A 21,039-nucleotide genomic window follows, 5' to 3' on the forward strand; every position below is an offset into this window, starting at 1 on the left:
GAGGGACTACATTTGCCCCGCTCTTCTGTCTATCCTCCTGAGGACCGGGATCCCCTTTGAAAATCGTGCGTCGCATCGGCGCGTCTCCTCGTGAACGAGGCAGCGTGACCGGCGAGACCTGCCCCGACATCTTCGAACTCAGCGATGGAAACTTCGCTGTCATCGGCACAGAGGCCACAGCGGCGCTCGACACCGAGCTTCCCTCCGACGCCGCGCGTGCCGACTACGAACGCATCGTCGTGGTGAGCCGGGAGACCTTGATTCGCGCCAAGGCCGACATCCCCGACGCCTGAGCCCCGCGGCCGGAGGACGAGTCCACCCTCGACTCGCTCCGTGATAGCCATCGCCTCGCCGCACCCCATCTCGGTGCAGGTGGAAGGCCGTCCCCGACCGGGCAGCACACCAACCGATCACTGCTCGACGGCATATCGCAAGGCCCGGGGCCAGACCGGCTCTCCGGGCCTCACGCGCACCCGGCGCGGCAGCAGCCGAAGCGGTCAGGCGACCGCAGGCACCCCAACCGGCGCCCCCGGCCCCACATACCGCGCCGCCGGCCGGATGATCTTCGGGTCCTCCGCCTGCTCCAGGATGTTCGCGCTCCAGCCGACCACGCGTGCCGCCGCGAACGTCGGCGTGAACATCTCGCGCGGAAGCCCGCAGAGTTCCATGACGACCCCCGCGTAGAACTCCACGTTGGTGTGCAGCTCACGACCCGGCTTGAGCTCCGCCAGAATGGCCTCCACCTGCCGCTCGACCTCGACCGCGAAGTCGACCAGAGGACCACCGAAGCCCTGGGCGATCTCGCGGAGCATGCGCGAACGGGGGTCCTCGGTCCGGTAGACGGGATGCCCGAAGCCCATGATGCGGTCGCCCGCCAGAACCCGTTCGCGGATCCAGGAGTCGATACGGTCGGGCGTTCCGATCGCGTCCAGGGTGTCCAGGGCCCGGCTCGGAGCCCCACCGTGCAGCGGACCGGAAAGAGCCCCCACCGCCCCACCGAGGCAGGCCGCCACATCAGCCCCCGTCGACGCGATCACCCGAGCAGTGAATGTTGACGCATTGAATCCATGATCAATGGTTGAGATCAGGTACTGCTCGACGGCCCGCGCCCGGCCGGGCTCCGGCTCGGAACCCGTCATCATGTAGAGGTAGTTGGCGGCATACGACAGGTCGTCGCGCGGCTCGACCGGGGCAAGGCCCTGCCCGAGCCGGTGGAGCGCCGTCAACAGTGTCGGCACGGCCGCCGACGCCGCGAGCGCGTCGGCCCGGCGCTGTTCGCCGTCGAGGTCGTACACCGGCCGGAACCCACGCGCCGCGCCGAACAGCGACAACGCCGTCCTCATCCCGGCGAGCGCCCCGGCCCGCCCACTGGCCGCCGCGATCGCGGGCAGCGCAGCCCGCACCTCCTCGGGCAGCCGCCGCAGTTCCGCCGTCCGCGCGGCGAAAGCGGAACTCTGCGCCGCGTCCGGCAGTTCACCGTGCACGAGCAGATGCCATACGTCCTCGAAGCCGCGGCTCCTCGCGAGTTCCACGGCCGAGTACTGGCGGTAGTGGTAGAACCCCTCCGCCCCTCTGACGTCACCCAGCACGGTATCGGTGACGACGACACCCGCGAGTCCTCGCGGGACGTCGACGAAGGCGCCCGCGTCCCGACCGTTCGCGGCCCGGTTGATCGACATTGCTTGCCTCCTTGAACTTGATTCGACTGTCCATGCTTGACTTATTCGTTGTCAATATTGATTGAATCAATACATGACTCACAGATACGGTGACGCCCATGACTGATCGCGAAGCAGCCCCGGCACACGAAGGCGAAGGAGGACGGATCAGCACCCGAAAAGCCGCCGAACTGCTCGGCGTGAAGCCGGAAACGGTGTACGCGTACGTGAGCCGCGGCCGGCTCGGCAGCCGGAGCAACCCGGGCGGCCGGGGCAGCACCTTCGACCTCAAGGAGGTGGAGGCTCTCGCGCGCCGCAACAGGCGTGAACCGGCGATGAGTTCACCGACCGCCGGCACACTCTCCGTCCGCACCCGGATCACTTTGATCGACAAGGACCGCTACTACTTCCGCGGCGTCGACGCGACCGAGCTCGCCGCACGCCACTCCTACGAGGAGGTCGCGGAATGGCTCTGGACAGGCGTTCTGCGCCCCGGCGCGACCTTCACGGCACCCGAGGCATCCGTCTCGGTGGCGCGCCGCGCCGTCGACTCGCTGCCCGAGCACACGAGCCCCACGGACCGGCTCCGCGTGGCCGCCATCGCGGCGGCGGCCGCCGATCCACTGCGTTTCGACCTTTCGGAACAGTCCGTGCTGGGCACGGCCCGCACCTTGATCCCCACGCTCGTCGCCGCCCTGCCGCCCAAGAGGCACGATCAACGGGACGACGGCCCGCTGGCGCACCGTCTGTGGGCCCGGCTCAGCGGACGTGAGGCCTCCGAGGCATCCCTGCGGGCCCTGGACACGGCCCTCGCGCTGCTCGTCGACCACGACCTGGCCGCCTCGACACTGGCCGTCCGGGTGGCGGCCTCGGCCCGCGCCCATCCGTACGCAGCCGTCTCGGCGGGCCTCGGCGTGCTCGAAGGACCCCTCCACGGGGCGGCCAGCGGCCTGGCGCACCGGATGCTCCTCGATGTCCTCGACCGCGGCACGGCGGCCCCCGTGATCGCCGACGAGCTGCGTGCGGGGCGCCGTGTCCCGGGCCTCGGCCACCGCCTCTACGCGGGCGAGGACCCACGCGCGCGGGCACTCTTCGCCCTCCTGGAGGACATCCCCGAAGCCGCGCCGGCGCTGGCCGCGGCCCACGACGTCGTGGCCACGACGGCTCGCCACGTCACGCTGCACGCCAACATCGACCTGGCCCTGGCCGTCCTCACGGCCTCGTCCGGCATGCCCGCCTCGGCCGGCGAGACGATCTTCGCCGTGGCCCGGACCGCCGGCTGGATCGCCCACACCCTGGAGGAGTACGGCGAAGCACCACTGCGCATGCGCCCGAGCGGACACTACGTGGGAGAACGGCCACCTCAGCCACTTCCGGAGCAGTGACACCACCGGCCCCAACGGTCACCAGCAGCCAAGTCAGGTTAGGCTCACCTCTGTGAGTACGTGCGCGAAGGTCTCACGAGACCTGGAGGAGCCCCTCGCGGGGACCGCCGCCACGGCGAGGACGTGGCTGCTGGTCGAGCAACCCGGCCCGTGGGGCGCCGAAGCGCTGACGTCGAGCCACCTGGATCCCGTGCTGGGCCGCGCCCTGGAACGGGCCGCCGCGGACACGGGCGTACGCATCGCCCTGATCCGCCGCCCGGGACGCCACGCGGACTGTCACAAGGTCGCCGAGCGCCGGGTGTACGCGGCCCACACCACTCCGGGAAACGTATGGCTGCACAGCGCCACCACGTCGGACCCCGGGCAACTGCTCAAACTTGATTTCGCCGAGCTGGGCAGGGGTCGGTCCGCCTCCTTCGACACCGTGCTCGACGGCCGCCCCCACGACGGTGACCCGCTCGCCCTCGTCTGCACCAACGGCAAGCGTGACCGGTGCTGTGCCCTGCTCGGCCGCCCCCTCGCCGCCGAACTCGCCGCCTCCGGAGTGGCCGGAGCATGGGAGGTCACGCACCTGGGGGGCCACCGCTTCTCACCCACCCTGCTCGTCCTGCCGTTCGGTTACGCGTACGGGCGTGCCGAGGCCCATGCCGTGAAGGAAGTCCTCCAGGGCGTACGCGAAGGACGTGTCGTCACCGAGGGGTGCCGCGGCAGCTCCGCCTGGGAACGCCCCGGCCAGGCCGCCGAGCTGGCCGTGCGTACGGCGGTGCGCGAGGACGCGGCGGGCGCGCTGAGCGTGGTCCGTACCGAGGGCGAGGCACCTCACTGGGAGGTGACGGTCGCCCATACCGACGGCCGTCACTGGCTCGTCACGGTCAGCCGGGGCGCCTCCTCGCCGCCCCGTGCGGAGAGCTGCGGCTCGGCTCTCGGTTCCCCGGCCCGCATGGACGTGACCGCGGTGCGCGAGCTGTCACGTACAGCCGCCGCGAGCCCCGCGACCCGTTGATCCGCTGACGCGTCGGCCCACCGCCCCGCCGACCCATCAACCCATCAACCCGCTGACCACGGCATCCGAACGAGATCCACGCCACTTCGTGCCCGGCCCGGCCCGCCGTTCCCCGTACCGTCATGGGTATGAGCCCCACTCCCCCTGCTCGACGACTGCGCCTCGGCATGCCGAGGCGGATGTTCTCGCAGGTGCTGCTGATGCAGGTGGCGATCGCCGCCGGAGTCGCCGTACTCGCGACGGGTCTGTTCCTCGCCCCGCTCAGCGACCAGCTGGACGACCAGGCGATGCGTCGCGCGCTCGCGATCGCGCAGACCACGGCGGCACAGCCACAGCTCGCCGACGAGCTGACGTCGACGCGCCCCTCGGCGGACGGACCCGTCCAGGCCGAGGCGGAGCGCGTCCGCAGGGCGAGCGGGGCCGAGTATGTCGTCGTCATGGACATGCACGGCGTGCGCTGGTCGCACACCAATCCCGCCGAGATCGGGGGACCCGTCTCCACCGACCCGCGGCAGGCGCTGGCCGGCCAAGAGGTCATGGAGATCGACGACGGCACGCTGGGCCGCTCGGCACGCGGCAAGGTACCGCTGCGGGACGCCGACGGTGACATCGTCGGCGCGGTCTCGGTCGGTATCGAGTACGACAGTGTGCGGGCCCGGCTGATCCATGCCATCCCGGGGCTCTTCGCCTACGCGGGCGGGGCGCTGGCGGTGGGTGCGCTGGCCGCCTACCTGATCTCGCGGCGCGTACAGCGGCAGACCCGTGACCTGGCCTTCTCGGACATCGCCGGACTCCTGGCGGAACGGGAGGCCATGCTGCACGGCATCAGGGAGGGCGTCGTCGCACTGGACCGCGAGGGCAGGATCCGGCTCCTCAACGACGAGGCACGGCGGCTGCTGGGTCTCGGCGACGAAGCCGTGGGGCAGCCTCTCGCAACGGCGCTCGGCGAGGGACGTACGGCCGATGTGCTGGCCGGGACCGTCAGCGGAACCGATCTGCTCACCGTCCGCGGCCAGCGGGTCCTGGTCGCCAACCGGATGCCCACCGACGACGGGGGCGCCGTCGCCACGCTGCGGGACCGCACGGAGCTGGAGCAGCTGGGCCGCGAGCTGGACTCCACGCGCGGTCTGATCGACGCCCTGCGTGCCCAGGACCACGAGCACGCCAACCGGATGCACACACTGCTCGGCCTGCTGGAACTTGAGATGTTCGACGACGCCGTGGAGTTCGTCGGCGAGGTGGTCGGCGACCACAGGGCCACCGCGGAACAGATCACCGAGAAGATCCACGACCCGCTGCTCGCCGCCCTCCTGGTGGGCAAGGCGACCGTCGCGGCGGAGCGTGGCGTGGCTCTGACGGTCTCCGACAGGACGCTGTTCCCCGACCGGCTGGTCGACGCCCGGGGACTGGTGACGATCGTCGGGAACCTCGTCGACAACGCACTCGACGCCGTCGCGGGCACCCTCCACGCGCGCGTGGAGGTCGAATTGCGCGCGGAAGGGCGTACGGCCGTGCTCAGGGTGCGGGACACCGGGCCGGGGATCCCGGCCGGGCAACGTGAGTTGATCTTCACCGACGGCTGGTCCACCAAGGAACCGCCTGCCCACCGGGGGCGCGGGATCGGTCTGCCGCTGGTGCGCCGGCTCGCCGAGCGGCAGGGTGGCAGCGCACAGGTCGCGCAGGCGGAGGGCGGCGGCGCGGAATTCACGATCGTGCTGCCGGAAGCCCTGGCGGAACCGGCACTCGCATCCGGACCGGAACCCGGCCCCTCCCGGGAGAGATCCGCCACGACCACCAAGGAGGAGCCGCGATGATCGAGGTACTGGTCGTGGACGACGATGTCCGGGTCGCCCGGGTCAACGCCGCCTACGTGGAGAAGGTCGCGGGTTTCCATGTCGCGGCCGAGGCGCACTCCGCGGCGGAGGCCCTGCGGCAGTTGGAGGCGCTGCCCCAGCTGGATCTGGTGCTGCTCGACCACTACCTGCCCGACGAGACGGGTCTGGCGGTCGTCCAGGAGATGCGGCGGCGGGGCCTCCAGGCGGACGTGATCATGGTGACCGCGGCCCGTGACGTCACCACGGTCCAAGCGGCGATGCGGCAGGGCGCTCTGCAGTACCTGGTGAAACCGTTCGCCTTCGCCGGGCTCCGCGCGAAACTTGAGGCGTACGCCGAACTGCGCCGCACCCTCGACGGCGGCGGCGAGGCCGAACAGGCCGAGGTCGACCGGATCTTCGGCGCCCTCTCCACGGGCACGGAACCGGACCTGCCCAAAGGGCACTCCCCCACCACCGCGGAGGCGGTGCGCCAGGCTCTGGTGAACGCGGAGAGCCCCCTGTCCGCCCAGGAGATCGCCGACAGGACCGGCCTCAGCCGGCAGACCGCCCAGCGCTATCTGAAGCTGTTGGAGCGCACCGGCCGCGCCACCCTGAGCCTGAAGTACGGCGACGCGGGCCGCCCCGAACACCGCTATGTCTGGGCGACCCGCCCCTGACGGAGATCCCGCGGGGACGCCAACGGGTGCGCCTCAGACCGCCCCAGCTCCCGTGAGCGCCCGCACCTCCGTCTCCGCGTGCTTGGCCTCGTCCGGCGCTTCCCTCGACGTGATCGTGCCGACCCAGCCCGCGAGGAAGCCCATCGGAATGGACACCAGGCCCGGATTGTCCAACGGGAAGTACTGCAGGTCGACGCCCGGGAACAGCGAAGCGGGACTGCCCGACACCACGGGCGACAGCACCACCAGCACCAGGGCGGGCACCAGGCCCCCGTACACGGACCACACCGCGCCGCGTGTCGTGAAGTTCCGCCAGAACAGCGAGTACAGCAGGACGGGCAGGTTCGCCGACGCGGCGACCGCGAAGGCCAGTCCCACCAGGAACGCCACATTGAGGTCGCGCGCCAGCAGACCGAGCGCGATGGCCACGACGCCGACCCCGACCGCGGCGACCCGTGCCACGGCCACCTCGCTGCGCGGCTTGGCACGCCGTCGCCGCAGCGACGCGTAGAGGTCGTGGGCCACGGAAGCGGAGGAGGCGAGCGTGATGCCGGCGACCACCGCGAGGATCGTGGCGAAGGCGATCGCGGCGACGATCGCAAAAAGAACCGTTCCTCCAGTGGACGAGGCCCCGCCACCCAGATCGAGCGCCAGCAGCGGAACCGCCGTGTTCCCGGCCGCGTTCGACCCGCGTACGGCATCGGGGCCGACGATCGCCGCCGCACCGAACCCGAGCACGATCGTCATCAGGTAGAACCCGCCGATCAGCCCGATCGACCAGACGACCGAGCGACGGGCGGCGCGGGCGGTCGGCACGGTGTAGAAGCGCGACAGGATGTGCGGCAGGCCCGCCGTGCCGAGCACCAGGGCCAGTCCGAGGCTGATGAAGTCGAGCCGCGCCGTCCAGTCCCCGCCGTACTTCAGGCCCGGCGCCAGGAACGACTTCCCGTGCCCGCTCCGCTCCGCCGCCGTACGCAGCAACTGGTCGAAGTCTCCGTGGAACCGCACCAGGACGAGCACGGTCAACGCGATCGCCCCGCCCATGAGCAGGACCGCCTTGACGATCTGGATCCATGTGGTGGCCCGCATCCCGCCGAACGACACGTAGACGACCATGAGCGCGCCCACACCGATGACCGTCCAGGTCTGTGCCGCCTCGCCCGTGCCTCCCAGCAGGAGCGCGACCAGGCTGCCCGCTCCCACCATCTGGGCGACCAGGTACAGAACCGACACGGTCACCGAGGACGTTCCCGCCGCGATGCGCACCGGCCGCTCGCTCATCCGGGCGGCGACGACGTCGGCGAGCGTGAACCGTCCGCAGTTGCGCACCAGTTCGGCGACCAGGAAGAGGACGACCAGCCACGCGACGAGAAACCCCACCGAGTACAGCAGCCCGTCGTAGCCGAAGAGCGCGATCAGCCCCGAGATACCGAGGAAGGAGGCGGCGGACATGTAGTCGCCCGCGATGGCAAAACCATTCTCCATCGGCGAGAAGAGCCTGCCGCCCGCGTAGAACTCCTCCGCCGAACCGTGCCGGTGACGGCTCACCCAGGTCGTGATCCCCAGAGTGATCGCGACGAACACACTGAAGAGCAGCAGGGCCAGCGTCTGATGGTTCTCCGTCACCTCCCACCGCCCGCGACGCTGCGCGTCAGCTCCTGTGTGTCCCAGCGCAGGTCGAGCGCGGCCCGGTCCCTGCGCAGCCGCGCGTGCCGCGCGTACGCCCAGGTGAAGAGGAACGTCGTGAGGAACTGCCCGAGCCCCGCGACCATCGCCACGTTCACCGCGCCGACGACGGGCCGCGCCATGAAGTCCGGCGCTGTGGTCGCCGTCACGACATACGCCACGTACCAGGTGAAGAACACCGCGACGGCCGGGATCACGAACCTCCGATACCGGCCGCGCACCTCCTGGAAGGCGGCACTGCGCTGCACCTCCAGATAGACGTCGGCGGCGCGCGCGCTCAGGTCCTCCTGCTCCCCGCGCGCGGGCGGCACAACGGGAGCGGGCGCACCCGTACCGTCCAACTCGCCCCACCCGGAGGCGAGCGCGTCGTACCAGGGGTCGTCGATCCGGACCTGTCCGGGGTCGGGACCGTCGTGCTTCTCCACCGAACTCTCCTTGTCCGCCGCCCGTTTCGGCCGCGTGCCCAAGGATGGACAGAACGGGAAGATCCCTGACTCTTCTCTCCGCGCACTTCACCCCATCAGGTGACTCACCCCCCTGGTGGCCGCACAAGTCCTTTCCCGAAGGCGTAACGGACGGCCTGAGCACGGCCCTTGAGTCCCGTCTTGGCGAAGAGGTTGTTGATGTGGGTCTTCACCGTGGCGGTGGACACCTGCAGCCTGCGGGCGATCTCCTGGTTGCTCAGCCCCTCGGCGATCAGCACCAGTACCTCCGTCTCCCGCAGGGTCAGCCCGTCCGGCGTCTCCTGCGCGGGCACGGCGACCTCCGGTTCCGACAGTCGCTCCAGCAAACGCCGCTGGATGCCCGGTGAGAGTCCCGCGTCCCCGGACAGCACGCTCCGCACGGCTCTGACGATCTCGTCGCCGCCCGCGTCCTTGGTGAGATAGCCGCGAGCGCCCGCCCGCAGAGCGGGAAACAGCGACTCGTCGTCCGCGAACGTGGTGAGTACGACAACCTGGGTCCTCGGGTGCTCGGACCTGATGCGCCTGGTCGCCTCGACCCCGTCGCAACGGGGCATACGCAAATCCATCAGCACCACGTCCGGGTCCAGCCCGGCCACCAGCCGTACAGCCTCGTCCCCGTCGGCGGCTGCGCCGACGACCTCGATCCCGGGCAGCAGACCGAGCAGCATCACGATGCCCTCGCGCACCACGGTCTGATCGTCCGCCACCACGACACGGGCCGGTGCCGCACCGCGCTCCTCCGTCATACAGGCACCTTCAGCGTCACCACGAACCCCTCCTCGTACGGCCCGGCCTCCAGCGAGCCGCCCAGCAGCTCGGCCCGCTCCCGCATTCCGAGCAGACCGTATCCGGCGCCGGTGTGGGTGAACTCCCCCGGCGGAGCGCCCGAGTCCCGTACGTGCAGCGTCACTTCGTGCGGTCCGTACTCCATCCGTATGCGGACCTTGGCGCCCGGCGCGTGCTTCCGGACGTTCGTCAGTGCCTCCTGGGCGACTCTGCGGACCGCTTGGGATGCCTCGGCCGGCAGCAGTCGCCTTTCACCCGTGACGGTGACGTCGGCGCCGTCGGACTCGGCGACGAGTTCACTCAGGAACTCCTCCAGCGGGGACAGCTCACCGCGCAGCGCGGAAAGCGCCTGCCTGGTCTCGGCGAGCCCTTCACGGGCCATTCTCCGCGCGGCCACGACACGGTCGAGGACCTGGTCCTTCTCGCCCCCTCCCTCGATCAGCAGCCGGGCCGCCTCCAGGTGCACGAGCTGGGCCGAGAGGCTGTGCGCCAGTACGTCGTGGATCTCCCGCGCGATCCGGGCCCGCTCCGCAAGTGCCGCGGACTCCGCCTCGGCCGCCCGCGCCGCACGCTCCTGGGTGAGCAGCCGCTGGGTGCTGCCCCGGGCCTCGGCGTCCAGTCGGAGCACATAGCCGGCCAGGGCGATCCCTCCGGTCGTGGCCACCGTGGACAGCGGGCCGTCGTGATTGACGGCCGCGTACGCTCCCAGCGCCGCGCAGGTGGCGGGGAGTGCGGCCAGCAAGGGCAGACGCTCCATGGCGATGACGCCGCACACGCACCACAGGACGAGAGCGGGCACCCGGAGCCCTACACCGTGAGCGACCACGGCGACGGCGAACAGCAGGGCCAACAGTCCGAGGGAGGGCAGGAGCCGGTGGTCGAGCGTGGTCCGCGTGAATCCCCAGACCCCGAATCCGCAGGCGAGGACCCCCAGGACGGCTGCCGCGACGCCCCAGCCGTGCAGGTCGCTGTCCTTGAAGGTCGCCACCAGAAGAATCCCGACGGCCAGGACGCGCGAGGCCAGCGTGAGCGCGTGCCGGGCCCTGTGCACCCCTGCCCCGGAGAGCGCCTCGCGGGAGGGCCAGCGCTGCCAGACGGTCTCCGTCACACGTGCTCCTTCGGCATGGGACGAGGCACGTTCGCACCGTGGACCGCGCTCTGCCCGGTCACCGGACGCAGTCCCTGCGCCCGCCAGGCAAGGATGCCGGAGCGGACGAGCAGCGTCAGAGCGAGCCCGAGAAGCAGCGCCGAGGTGTCCTGGTGGAGGCCGAACGCGGCGCCGAGGCCGACCAGGCCCGCCCGCAGGGCTATGCCCGTGATCCAGACCCCGACGCCGGCTTTGCTGCCCCTGCTCCACACCTCTCCGTCCGGCGTGGCCCAGACGCGGGTGGTCCATGCCCAGCCGAGGCCGGTGACCAGGGCGACGAGGAGTTCCACGCCGAGCAAGAGAGCCGATGCCGTCCGATGGCCGGGATCCAGCAGGCCGGGCTCGCGCACGGCGAGAAAGACGAGCACCGCGGGCGCGACCCACCAACGTTTGTCGGCGTCCAGCCGCCGGGGGCGGAACTGGCGGGCGATCACCAGGACGGCTACGGCGACGACCGCCAGAACATCGACAAGCCCGGACATCACGGCCTCCGTGAGCGAGGAGAGGAAGGTGCCGGCAGCGAGTGCTGTCGACGCCTTCGACGCTACGGAAACGCGCCGGTCCGGGGATCGGAGCCGGGGTGGATCGTGGGTGGATCCTGGCGACCGCCGGTCTCCACCCACGGGTGGAGGGAACCTCCTGCGCGCTTCCCCGCGCTCTCACGGACCGCCACGGTCCGACGGGGCCGACCGGAACTCCGGCCGGCCCCGTCGAACCGCAGACGCGTCGAACCGCAGACGCGTCGCCGCCAGACGCGTCGCCCGCGTACGCGTCGGTGGGACCGCCTACGCGTCGATGCGCGAGCGGTCCAGCGTCGCCGCGGAGCTGGAGATGAACTCCTTGCGCGGGGCGACGTCGTTGCCCATCAGCAGGTCGAACACCTGCTCGGAGGCTTCGAGGTCGGAGATGTTGATACGGCGCAGTGTGCGGTGGCGCGGGTCCATGGTCGTCTCCGCCAGCTGGTCTGCGTCCATCTCGCCGAGACCCTTGTAGCGCTGGATCGAGTCCTTGTACCGCACGTTCTTCCGCTGGAGTTCGAGCACGGTCTCCCGGAGCTCACGGTCCGAGTACGTGTAGATGTACTTGTCCTGGCCCTTCTTGGGCTGGCTCAGCTCGATCCGGTGCAGCGGCGGCACCGCCGCGAACACCCGGCCGGCCTCGACCATGGGCCGCATGTAGCGCTGGAAGAGCGTCAGGAGCAGACAGCGGATGTGCGCCCCGTCGACATCGGCGTCGACGAGCAGGATGATCTTCCCGTAGCGGGCGGCGTCGAGATCGAAGGTGCGCCCCGAACCCGCTCCTATGACCTGGATGATCGCGCCGCACTCGGCGTTCTTCAGCATGTCCGACACGGACGACTTCTGAACGTTGAGGATCTTTCCGCGGATCGGCAGGAGTGCCTGGAACTCGGAGTTCCGGGCGAGCTTGGCCGTGCCGAGCGCCGAGTCGCCCTCGACGATGAACAGCTCGCTGCGCTCCACGTCGTCGCTGCGGCAGTCGGCGAGCTTGGCGGGCAGCGACGAGGACTCCAGGGCCGTCTTCCGCCGCTGTGCGTCCTTGTGCTGGCGGGCCGCGATCCTCGTACGGGCGGCGGCCACCGCCTTCTCAAGGACGACCCGGGCCTGTGCGGCCGCGTCCCGCTTGGTGGAGGTCAGGAACGCCTTGAGCTCCTTGGAGACCACGTTCGTCACGATGCGACGAGCGGCGGAGGTACCGAGCACCTCCTTCGTCTGCCCCTCGAACTGGGGCTCCGCGAGACGCACGGTCACGACGGCGGTGAGTCCCTCCAGGGCGTCGTCCTTGACGACGTCGTCCTCGGCGACGCGCAGCAGTTTCTTGGTGCGCAGCACTTCGTTGATGGTCCTGGCGACCGCCTGTTCGTAGCCCGCGACGTGGGTGCCGCCCTTGGGCGTGGCGATGATGTTCACGAACGACTTGAGCGTCGTGTCGTAGCCCGTGCCCCAGCGCATGGCGACGTCCACGCCCAGCTCACGGGTGACTTCGGTCGGAGTCATCTGTCCGTGGTCGTCGAGGACCGGGACCGTCTCCTTGAAGCTGCCCTGACCGGAGAAGCGGAGCACGTCGCAGACGGGCTTGTCGGTGGCCAGGTACTCGCAGAACTCGCTGATGCCGCCGTCGAAGCGGAAGGACTCCTCGCCCTTGCTGCCGCCCTCGCCGAGCCCGTACTCGTCGCGGACGACGATGGTCAGGCCGGGGACCAGGAAGGCGGTCTGCCGGGCGCGCTGGTGCAGGGTCTCCAGGGAGAGCTTGGCGTCCTTGAGGAAGATCTGGCGGTCGGCCCAGTAGCGCACGCGCGTGCCGGTGCGGGCCTTGGGGACCCTCTTGAGCTTGCGCAGCCCGGAGGACGGGTCGAACGTGGCATCGGCGCCGTCGCCCTTGAAGGCGCCGGGCGTGCCACGCCGGAAGCTCACCGCGTGGGTGTTGCCCCCGCGGTCCACCTCCACGTCCAGGCGGGCCGAGAGCGCGTTCACCACGGAGGCGCCCACGCCGTGCAGGCCGCCGGAGGCCGCGTACGAGCCGCCGCCGAACTTACCTCCGGCATGCAGCTTGGTCATCACGACCTCGATGCCCGAAAGACCGGTTTTGGGCTCGACATCGACAGGAATACCCCGGCCGTTGTCCCGCACCTCGACGGAGCCGTCGTCATGCAGGGTCACGTCGATGTGGTCGCAGTAGCCTCCGAGGGCTTCGTCCACGGAGTTGTCGATGATCTCCCAGAGGCAGTGCATCAGACCGCGGCTGTCGGTCGATCCGATGTACATGCCTGGGCGCTTCCGCACGGCCTCTAGACCTTCGAGGACGAGCAGGTGCCGCGCGGTGTAGTTGGAACCGTCCCGGTCTGCTCCGGTCAGCAGGGCTGTGGACGGCACGGACGTCTCGGCGGTCACGCGGTTCGCTCCTCGCTGAATTTCAGTTGGGGCCCTTTTGGGTAAGGGCCCGGCTTCGGTCACCGGTCTGAGGGTACCGAGGCCTGGTAGAGCCGTTGTAACGCCACCCTCGTCCCAAACGCAGACTAGTCCAGAGTCGCATGCTTGTTCGATCCCTCGTTGGAGTGAAGTACATATCACGTTCCCTTCCAGGCATGAACCATTTAGGCTCCGGGCACGTCCTCAAGAACAACCGGCAAGCCAGCCGGTGAGGACTGAACCTGACAGAGCGCGAACCCGTAAGACACGAAGACACGCAATACGGCTCATTCGCCGCCAACCGGCAGCAGACAGCCGACTCGGAAAGATTTTTTTCGAGGAAGAGCCACGAGCGGGAACGTTTTCGGCCTGGTTGGATGTTGACCCTGGTACGACAGCTCGTCGAGCTAGAGAAGAGGCGACGTGACTACTGTTCTGACCCCCGCGAGCCCACTGACGGCCGCTGACCGCTGCGACCGTTGCGGCGCCCAGGCATATCTGCGCGTCGTCCTCCTCAACGGTGGTGAACTGCTCTTCTGCGCCCACCACGGGCGCAAGTTCGAGCCGGAACTCAAGAAGATCGCCGCTGAGATACAGGACGAGACGGAGCGGTTGACTGCCGCACCGGCAAGCGCCAACGACGAAGAGCACTGACACTTCGCGCAGACGACGAGCCATCTCCGGCACAGGCCGGTGACCGGGCGGCCGCCCCTGATTCCAGGGGCGGCCGCTCGCGCTCGTGGCTGCGGAAGTGCGCTCTCTCCCACGAAGAACGCCACGGAATCCGTCAGGCAGCTCCCAGCGGCCCGCTCCCTCAGGCAGCCCTCAGCGGCCCGCTCCGAGCGCTGTGGCGACCCCTGAGGCCCGCGTATAGACTCCAGGGCTCCCGACCCGCCCACAGCCGCTTCCCCACGACACAAGGCCGATCAGCCGCCCCTGAGCGACCAGAGGGCCACCGCTGTCCCCCTGACAGGCGTCTCGGCCACCGCCCGTCTCTCCCGCACAGAGCATGGAGCCGGCGAGGTACGTGCCGTCGGCGCTGCCCGGATAGGCCTCCTCGCAGACGGCGTCGGACAGCACCCGGACGTGCGAGGCCCGCAGGGAACTCGCATAGTCTCCGTTCCCCGTCGTATCGCCCCAGCCGTACACCACAGCACCCGTACCGGGCTTGTACGCGGCGTCTCCGGCGCCCGCCGGCCGAATGACCGAACCGGCGTCGAGCGGCTCCGAGAGGGTGAGTACGGCGAAGTCCCCGGCGTTCGTGTAGGCGTCGTGCCGCGGATTGATCCAGATGTCGCGCACGGCGATCTCCTTGCCCCCGTCCGCTCTCAGGTCTCCGCGACCCGCGACGATCCGCAGATCCCGGACCTTGCGAGGGGGAGCGCCCAGTACTTCCTCGCCCAGGCAGTGGGCGGCCGTCAGCACGGTCTCCCGCCCGATCGCCACTCCCCCGCAGAACTGTCCCGCGCGTGTTCCCCCGAACCGGTCACGGCTGGACAGCGCCACCATCCAAGGGGCCTCGGCGATGTCCACCGGGTAGCCGCCGATGACGACGCCGGCCGTCGCGGGGGCCGGGGATGCCAGCGGTATCACGGCCGCCGTGGCCGCGAGGGCCAGTGCACGGGCGAAGGTACGACGCATACGCGCTCCTCACTCTGGGGTTGTCACGAGACACCCAGAGTGATCCAGTCGGCGGCGCTCCGCACTCCGCACGGACCGAGGGCCCGGCTCCCATCACGGGAAGCCGGGCCCTCGATGACGTACTGCGGCCGAGGCCTAGTCCAGGTAGTCGCGCAGTACCTGCGAGCGCGACGGGTGACGCAGCTTCGACATCGTCTTGGACTCGATCTGGCGGATGCGCTCGCGCGTCACGCCGTACACCTTGCCGATCTCGTCGAGGGTCTTCGGCTGACCGTCGGTGAGACCGAAGCGCATCGAGACGACGCCCGCCTCGCGCTCGGACAGGGTGTCCAGGACGGAGTGCAGCTGCTCCTGGAGGAGCGTGAAGCTGACCGCGTCGGCCGGGACGACCGCCTCGGAGTCCTCGATGAGGTCACCGAACTCGCTGTCGCCATCCTCACCCAGGGGGGTGTGGAGGGAGATCGGCTCACGACCGTACTTCTGGACCTCGATGACCTTCTCGGGGGTCATGTCGAGTTCCTTGGCCAGTTCCTCCGGAGTGGGCTCGCGGCCCAGGTCCTGAAGCATCTGGCGCTGCACGCGCGCGAGCTTGTTGATGACCTCGACCATGTGCACCGGGATACGGATGGTGCGGGCCTGGTCGGCCATGGCGCGGGTGATCGCCTGACGGATCCACCACGTGGCGTACGTCGAGAACTTGTAGCCCTTGGTGTAGTCGAACTTCTCCACCGCGCGGATGAGACCGAGGTTGCCCTCCTGGATGAGGTCCAGGAAGAGCATGCCGCGGCCGGTGTAACGCTTGGCCAGGGAGACCACCAGACGGAGGTTGGCCTCCAGGAGGTGGTTCTTGGCGCGGCGACCGTCCTCGGCGATGATCTCCAGCTCGCGCTTGAGCTTCGGCGCGAGCTTGTCGGCGTTGGCCAGCTTATCCTCGGCGAACAGACCGGCCTCGATGCGCTTGGCGAGCTCGACCTCCTGCTCGGCGTTGAGCAGCGGGACCTTGCCGATCTGCTTGAGGTAGTCCTTGACGGGGTCGGCGGTGGCACCGGCCGCGGCGACCTGCTGCGCGGGCGCGTCGTCCTCGTCCTCGTCGGACAGCACGAAGCCCTGGGCGCCGTCCTCGGTGGGCTCCTCGCCGGCCTTGGCCGTACCCGGAGTCTCCTCGGTCGCCTCGTCGTCGCCCTGCTCGGCGTCGGCGTTCTTGGCGGTGGTCTTCTTCGCCGCCGTCTTCTTGGCGACGGTCTTCTTCGCGACCGCCTTCTTGGCGGTCGTCTTCTTGGCCGCGGCCTTCTTGGCGGTCGCGTCCTCGGTGGGATCGTCGACCTCGGGCATCACCGGCGTGGCGGTGGCGGTGGCCTTCTTGACCGTCGCCGTCTTCGCCGCGACGGTCTTGGTGGCGGTGCGCTTGGCTGGACTCTTCGCTGCGACGCTCTTCCGGGTGCGCTTCGGCTCCGCGGCACTGACCATCAGCGTCACACCCTCTTCCTCGAGGATCTGGTTGAGGCTGCGCAGTACGTTCTTCCACTGAGTGGCCGGAATCTGGTCAGCTTCGAAGGCCCGACGCACGTCATCGCCGGCGATCTGCCCCTCAGCCTTTCCCCGCTCAATGAGCGCCATGACAGAGACGGACTCGGCGATCTCCGGCGGGAGCGTACGGGATGTGCTGGCCGACACGAACAACCTCTCGGAACGTTGGAAAACGGCTTCCGGCCCCGTCCACTGCGGAGAGGAGCCGACGACCGCCGACTTTGGAATGGGCCGACGGCGCGGGCGGGAGCCGGGGAGAGTCACAGCGCCTGAAGCGGCGCCCATATTCCCTACTCGGCTGTCACCTCTTAGGTCATCGCGCTGTCCCGAAGAGTGTTACGCCCAATCTGCGTGGCCCGAGTCACACCCCGTAAGCACCTAAAAGTGGCCAGATACGGTCAGAGGTGGTCAGGGGGCGATTCCAGCATCCCATCGCACCGCCGGGCCCCACCGGATCCTCCAGGAATCCGGTGGGGCCCGGCGGCAGACGGTTCGCCGGCCGAACGGTGCCACGCGGGGCGAACGCTCCCGACCGCGCCACCCGAGGTACGCGATCAGTGCTCGCGCGGCGCGGGCACGACGCGCTCCACCTCGGGGTGGACGGTGAGCAGCTGCCGCATGGCCGTCTCGGCACCCGAGGCGTCGCCCGCCGCGAGAGCGTCGGCGATACGGGCATGGTGCGAGAGGGAGGCCTCGTTCGGCCGGTCGCAGCCCGCGATCGGGCCGCCGGACACCTGGAGCGCGGCCGACACGATCCCGGAGAGGTGCTCCAGCATGCGGTTGCCCGCGACCTGGATGAGCAGCGAGTGGAACTCCGCGTCGGCCCGCGAGAAGGTGAGCGCGTCGCCCTGCCCCATCGCGTGGCCCATGATCTCGACCATGTCGGTGAGCCGCTGCTGGACCTCCGGCCGGCCGTGCCCGGCGGCGAGGCGGGCGGCCAGCGGTTCGATCGTCCAGCGCAGCTCGCTCAGCTCCCGACGCTGGTCGTCGCGCTGCGGGCCGAAGGCGCGCCACTCGATGATGTCCGGGTCCAGGAGGTTCCAGTCGCTGACCGGACGTACACGCGTGCCGACATTGGGGCGGGCACTGACCAGGCCCTTCGCCTCAAGGACACGCAGGGACTCGCGGACGACGGTGCGGGAGACCTCGAATCGCTGGCCGATCTCCTCGGGGACGAGCGGGCGGTCGGCGCCCAGGTCACCGGAGACGATCATCTGACCGAGCTGCTGAACCAGTTGGCCATGCAGGCCGCGGCCGCGACTTCCGGCGGCACGTCGGCCCATGCGGCCCAGGTCCGGGTCCGTGGCATCCCACACAGAGTTGCTGACGCGGTCCGCGCCGGGGCCCTCCGCATAGGGGTAGCGGTCGAGTTCGCCCGGACCGGTGAGGCCGGAGTCTGCGGAACGGGCGGCGGTCATCATGGCGTGCGCAAGGGTAGTCACGGATCATTTGTCGGCGTCGTCTCCAACTCCCTTGAGGTCTTTGGTGAAAAGCACACGAAAGGGTGATCGCTCACCCCGTCGCAATTGACGCCTTATCGGAAAGAATTGGGCGTTCTGTGCGGAGTTGCGCACACGAGGGGAACACACGTGCACGGACGGTCGTCATCGGACCCGGCTCCGCAGGGTCGTGAGCAGATATGCGCAGAGCAGAGCAGTGAGTGACAACATCAGTGCGCCTGCGACGGGTTGGGCGATCACCTCTGCCGCGGCGACCAGATAGTGCTCGCCCCCGAACGGCCACCGCACCAGTACGAGCTCACGCAGCCGGGTCGAGAGACCGGCAGCCGTCCGTACCGACGGCCCCTCCAGAACCTTCTGCACGATCGGTACGACCAGGATCGGCACGGCGAGAACCGCCGCGAGACCGGCGGTGGTGGACCGGAAGATCCCTGCCGCCAGAACCCCCGCCCAGGCGCAGCCGATCACCAGACCGATCCAACTGGCACCCAAAGGGATCCAGTCCGGCGGAACTCCGGTCAGCTCCCGTCCGTAGACGAGGTAGAGCAGTTCGGCGTTCAAGCCCACTACGCCGAGAGCGAGCGTCAGCGCGGTGGCCGCCGCGACGACGAGTTTGGCGGCGAGCAGCCCCAGACGGCGGGGGACGGTACCGCGGTCGGTGGCCAGGGCGGGGTGACGGAACTCGTCGCCGAAAGCGAAGGCGCCGAGCAGCCCCGCACCGAGCGCCGCGGGCGGCAGCGGAAAGTCCCGCGGCCACGCGGCGAGCAGCCGCGACTGCGGCGTGTGCCCCGCCCTGGCCAGGAGTACGGCGATGAGGGCGGAGACGGCGAACACGGCGGCCGCGGTGAGCCAGCCCGTGCCGACCCCTGCCGCGCGGCGCAACTCGTAGCGCAGCGGACGCAGAGGGCCGGCGCCTTGGCGGACGGTGATGGGCGGCGGAAGGGGCGACAATCCACGCGCGCCCTGCACCTCCGCACCCCCGGCCGACACCTCGACGTCAGCCTCACCCTCGCGAGGACCCGCCTCCGCTTCCGGCGCGGGCTCCGGCCCCATGTCACCGACCTCGTCCGCGAGTTGGTGTACGAGGATGCCGTGGCGGTAGGCGGACTCGCCGATGTCGGCGCAGGTGCTGCCGTACACGGAGAGGCGGTTGCCGTCCTCCTGCACGACTTCCACGGAGCACCGGGCGGTGCGGGCCTCCTTGACCAGCAGAGCACCGAGCCGGGCGGCGTGCGGGCTCCGGACGGCGACTCGGGGCCGGAGCCGGGTGCGCGCGAAGTCCGCGGCCTCCTGGTCGGCGACGAGCCTGCCCTTCTCCAGCGTGACGACCCGGTCGGCGGTCCGCGCCGCCTCCCTGGGGTCGTCCGTGGCGTACAGCACGGTGCCGCCCGCACCGGCGTGGGCGCGCAGCACCCCGTGCAGCCAGCGGCCTTCGCCAGCGGAGAGTCCGTCGGTGGCGCCGTCGAGCACGAGGGTGTGCGGATCGGAGAGCAGAGCGCAGGCAAGGCCCAGGCGGCGGTCCATGCCTCGCGAGAGAGTTCCCAGACGTTCGTCGCGCAGGCTGACGAGGCCCACCACCTCCAGGACGTCGTCGGCGCGGTGTGCCGGTACGCCCGCCGCGGCGCACAGCATGCGGAGTTGACCTCGGACCGTACGTGCCGGGCGGCCGGGAACCTCGCCGAGGAGAACACCCACTTCACGCGAGGGATGGGCGATGCGGTGCAGCGGGCGACCTCTGAAGTAGGTGATTCCGCGGCCCTGTTGCAGTTCGAGCATGAGCCTGAGGGCGGTCGTCTTGCCTGCGCCCGGGGCTCCGAGGAGCGCCGTGACACGGCCGGGGGACGCCTCGAAGGAGACGTCGTCGACAGCGGGGGGAAGCTCCTTGCGGGCGTTGCTGGTCAGTCCGATGGCCTGGATCACCCAAAGCAAGATAGCGTGATATGTACCGTTTTCCGGTCACCTTGGGCGCGCCAGGGAGCAGCCTCCGCACCAGTCCGGCCACTTGGCCCGACTGTCGGCCTCGCGGCCGACCACGCACGGCTCGGCGTCAGACTTCGGGGCGGAGCATCGGCGGGTTGAGCAGGGTGGCGCCACCCGCCCGGAAGAGCTGGGCGGGGCGCCCGCCCTGCCGGGTCGTCGTCCCGCCCGTGGGGACGAGGAATCCCGGTGTACCGGTCACCTTGCGATGGAAGTTGCGCGGATCGAGCGCCACCCCCCAGACCGCCTCGTACACCCGGCGCAGCTCACCGACCGTGAACTCGGGCGGGCAGAAGGCCGTGGCCAGCGACGAGTACTCGATCTTGGAACGGGCACGCTCCACACCGTCCGACAGGATCTGGGCGTGATCGAAGGCGAGGGGCGCGGCCTGTTCCCCGTCACGTCCGTAGCCTCCCTGCTGAAGCAGGTCCTCGACAGGAGCCCAGCGCGCGCTGTTCGCGTCTCCGCCGGCTCTGGGTGCGGGCAGGTCGGGCGCGAGGGCGAGATGGGCGACACTGACGACCCTCATGCGCGGGTCGCGCTTGGGGTCGCCGTAGGTCGCGAGCTGTTCCAGATGAGCCCCGTTCACCTGTGCGGGGGCGTCCGGGGCGTGCGCGCACAGCCCGGTCTCCTCCTTCAGTTCCCGCGCCGCGGCCTGCGACAGGTCCTCGTCGGGCCGCACGAAACCGCCGGGCAGCGCCCACCGCCCCTGGAAGGGCGGCTCACCCCTGCGGATCGCCAGCGCGCACAGGGCGTGACGACGCACGGTCAGCACGACCAGGTCGACGGTGACGGCGAACGGCGCGAAAGCTGACGGGTCGTAGGGCATGCCGCGATCATAGTCGTCTGCCTGACGATAAACACTCCCTTCACCGGTCGCTCACATG

At 70.0% G+C, this 21,039-nt stretch carries 18 protein-coding genes; 6 read left to right on the top strand and 12 right to left on the bottom strand.

Annotation, left to right across the window (positions count from 1 at the left end; translation table 11 throughout):
* The first annotated feature begins 56 nt into the window (after positions 1-56).
* Positions 57-293 carry a hypothetical protein gene (locus J8N05_RS32790; RefSeq protein WP_210889213.1) on the top strand — a complete coding sequence of 79 codons (237 nt, stop codon included), beginning with the start codon at positions 57-59 and terminating at the stop codon, positions 291-293.
* Positions 294-497: 204 nt separating this feature from the next.
* Here J8N05_RS32790 and J8N05_RS32795 read toward each other — a convergent pair whose 3' ends face one another.
* Positions 498-1,679 (bottom strand): citrate synthase/methylcitrate synthase, encoded by a 1,182-nt coding sequence (locus J8N05_RS32795; RefSeq protein ID WP_210889215.1) that lies wholly within the window; start codon positions 1,677-1,679, stop codon positions 498-500.
* A 98-nt stretch (positions 1,680-1,777) separates the two neighbouring features.
* Here J8N05_RS32795 and J8N05_RS32800 point away from each other — a divergent pair, with 98 nt between their 5' ends.
* From J8N05_RS32800 to J8N05_RS32815, 4 genes are all read left to right on the top strand, one after another.
* Positions 1,778-3,043: a citrate/2-methylcitrate synthase gene (locus tag J8N05_RS32800; RefSeq protein WP_210889216.1), complete on the top strand. Its 1,266-nt coding sequence runs from the start codon at positions 1,778-1,780 to the stop codon at positions 3,041-3,043.
* A gap of 52 nt (positions 3,044-3,095) precedes the next feature.
* Positions 3,096-4,046 (top strand): sucrase ferredoxin, encoded by a 951-nt coding sequence (locus J8N05_RS32805; protein WP_210889217.1) that lies wholly within the window; start codon positions 3,096-3,098, stop codon positions 4,044-4,046.
* A gap of 128 nt (positions 4,047-4,174) precedes the next feature.
* Complete coding sequence (locus J8N05_RS32810) at positions 4,175-5,860, top strand: sensor histidine kinase (protein WP_210889218.1); 1,686 nt, start codon at positions 4,175-4,177, stop codon at positions 5,858-5,860.
* A complete protein-coding gene (locus J8N05_RS32815) occupies positions 5,857-6,537 on the top strand; it encodes a response regulator (RefSeq protein WP_210889219.1) in 681 nt (226 codons plus the stop codon). The genes J8N05_RS32810 and J8N05_RS32815 overlap by 4 nt, the downstream gene beginning before the upstream one ends.
* Before the next feature lie 33 nt (positions 6,538-6,570).
* On the opposite strand, the gene J8N05_RS32820 is transcribed toward J8N05_RS32815, so the two are convergent.
* The 6 genes from J8N05_RS32820 to J8N05_RS32845 form a co-directional block, all read right to left on the bottom strand.
* Complete coding sequence (locus tag J8N05_RS32820; RefSeq protein WP_210889220.1) at positions 6,571-8,163, bottom strand: solute symporter family protein; 1,593 nt, start codon at positions 8,161-8,163, stop codon at positions 6,571-6,573.
* A complete protein-coding gene (locus J8N05_RS32825; RefSeq protein ID WP_247706603.1) occupies positions 8,160-8,648 on the bottom strand; it encodes a DUF485 domain-containing protein in 489 nt (162 codons plus the stop codon). Before J8N05_RS32825 ends, J8N05_RS32820 begins: the two co-directional genes overlap by 4 nt.
* Positions 8,649-8,752: 104 nt before the next feature.
* Positions 8,753-9,433 (bottom strand): response regulator transcription factor, encoded by a 681-nt coding sequence (locus J8N05_RS32830; protein ID WP_210889223.1) that lies wholly within the window; start codon positions 9,431-9,433, stop codon positions 8,753-8,755.
* Positions 9,430-10,581 carry a sensor histidine kinase gene (locus tag J8N05_RS32835; RefSeq protein ID WP_210889225.1) on the bottom strand — a complete coding sequence of 384 codons (1,152 nt, stop codon included), beginning with the start codon at positions 10,579-10,581 and terminating at the stop codon, positions 9,430-9,432. The genes J8N05_RS32830 and J8N05_RS32835 overlap by 4 nt, the downstream gene beginning before the upstream one ends.
* Positions 10,578-11,102 carry a DUF1453 domain-containing protein gene (locus J8N05_RS32840; RefSeq protein WP_210889226.1) on the bottom strand — a complete coding sequence of 175 codons (525 nt, stop codon included), beginning with the start codon at positions 11,100-11,102 and terminating at the stop codon, positions 10,578-10,580. Before J8N05_RS32840 ends, J8N05_RS32835 begins: the two co-directional genes overlap by 4 nt.
* Positions 11,103-11,405: 303 nt before the next feature.
* Positions 11,406-13,529 carry a DNA gyrase/topoisomerase IV subunit B gene (locus tag J8N05_RS32845; RefSeq protein ID WP_210889227.1) on the bottom strand — a complete coding sequence of 708 codons (2,124 nt, stop codon included), beginning with the start codon at positions 13,527-13,529 and terminating at the stop codon, positions 11,406-11,408.
* 441 nt (positions 13,530-13,970) lie between these two features.
* Between J8N05_RS32845 and J8N05_RS32850 the strand changes: the two genes are divergently transcribed.
* Positions 13,971-14,201, top strand: a complete 231-nt coding sequence (locus J8N05_RS32850; protein WP_107021495.1) for a DUF7455 domain-containing protein — start codon at positions 13,971-13,973, stop codon at positions 14,199-14,201.
* Between the two features lie 171 nt (positions 14,202-14,372).
* On the opposite strand, the gene J8N05_RS32855 is transcribed toward J8N05_RS32850, so the two are convergent.
* The 5 genes from J8N05_RS32855 to J8N05_RS32875 form a co-directional block, all read right to left on the bottom strand.
* On the bottom strand, positions 14,373-15,188 hold the full coding sequence (locus tag J8N05_RS32855; protein WP_210889228.1) for a serine protease: 816 nt from the start codon (positions 15,186-15,188) through the stop codon (positions 14,373-14,375).
* 135 nt (positions 15,189-15,323) lie between these two features.
* Positions 15,324-16,862, bottom strand: a complete 1,539-nt coding sequence (locus J8N05_RS32860) for an RNA polymerase sigma factor (protein WP_210889229.1) — start codon at positions 16,860-16,862, stop codon at positions 15,324-15,326.
* Positions 16,863-17,269: 407 nt separating this feature from the next.
* Positions 17,270-18,157: a FadR/GntR family transcriptional regulator gene (locus J8N05_RS32865; protein WP_210889230.1), complete on the bottom strand. Its 888-nt coding sequence runs from the start codon at positions 18,155-18,157 to the stop codon at positions 17,270-17,272.
* A 162-nt stretch (positions 18,158-18,319) separates the two neighbouring features.
* Positions 18,320-20,095: an ABC transporter ATP-binding protein gene (locus J8N05_RS32870; RefSeq protein ID WP_210889231.1), complete on the bottom strand. Its 1,776-nt coding sequence runs from the start codon at positions 20,093-20,095 to the stop codon at positions 18,320-18,322.
* A gap of 127 nt (positions 20,096-20,222) precedes the next feature.
* Positions 20,223-20,981 carry an NUDIX hydrolase gene (locus J8N05_RS32875; protein ID WP_210889232.1) on the bottom strand — a complete coding sequence of 253 codons (759 nt, stop codon included), beginning with the start codon at positions 20,979-20,981 and terminating at the stop codon, positions 20,223-20,225.
* Positions 20,982-21,039: the final 58 nt, after the last annotated feature.

It is taken from the genome of Streptomyces liliiviolaceus, assembly GCF_018070025.1.
In the GTDB taxonomy this organism is placed as follows: Bacteria; Actinomycetota; Actinomycetes; order Streptomycetales; family Streptomycetaceae; genus Streptomyces; species Streptomyces liliiviolaceus.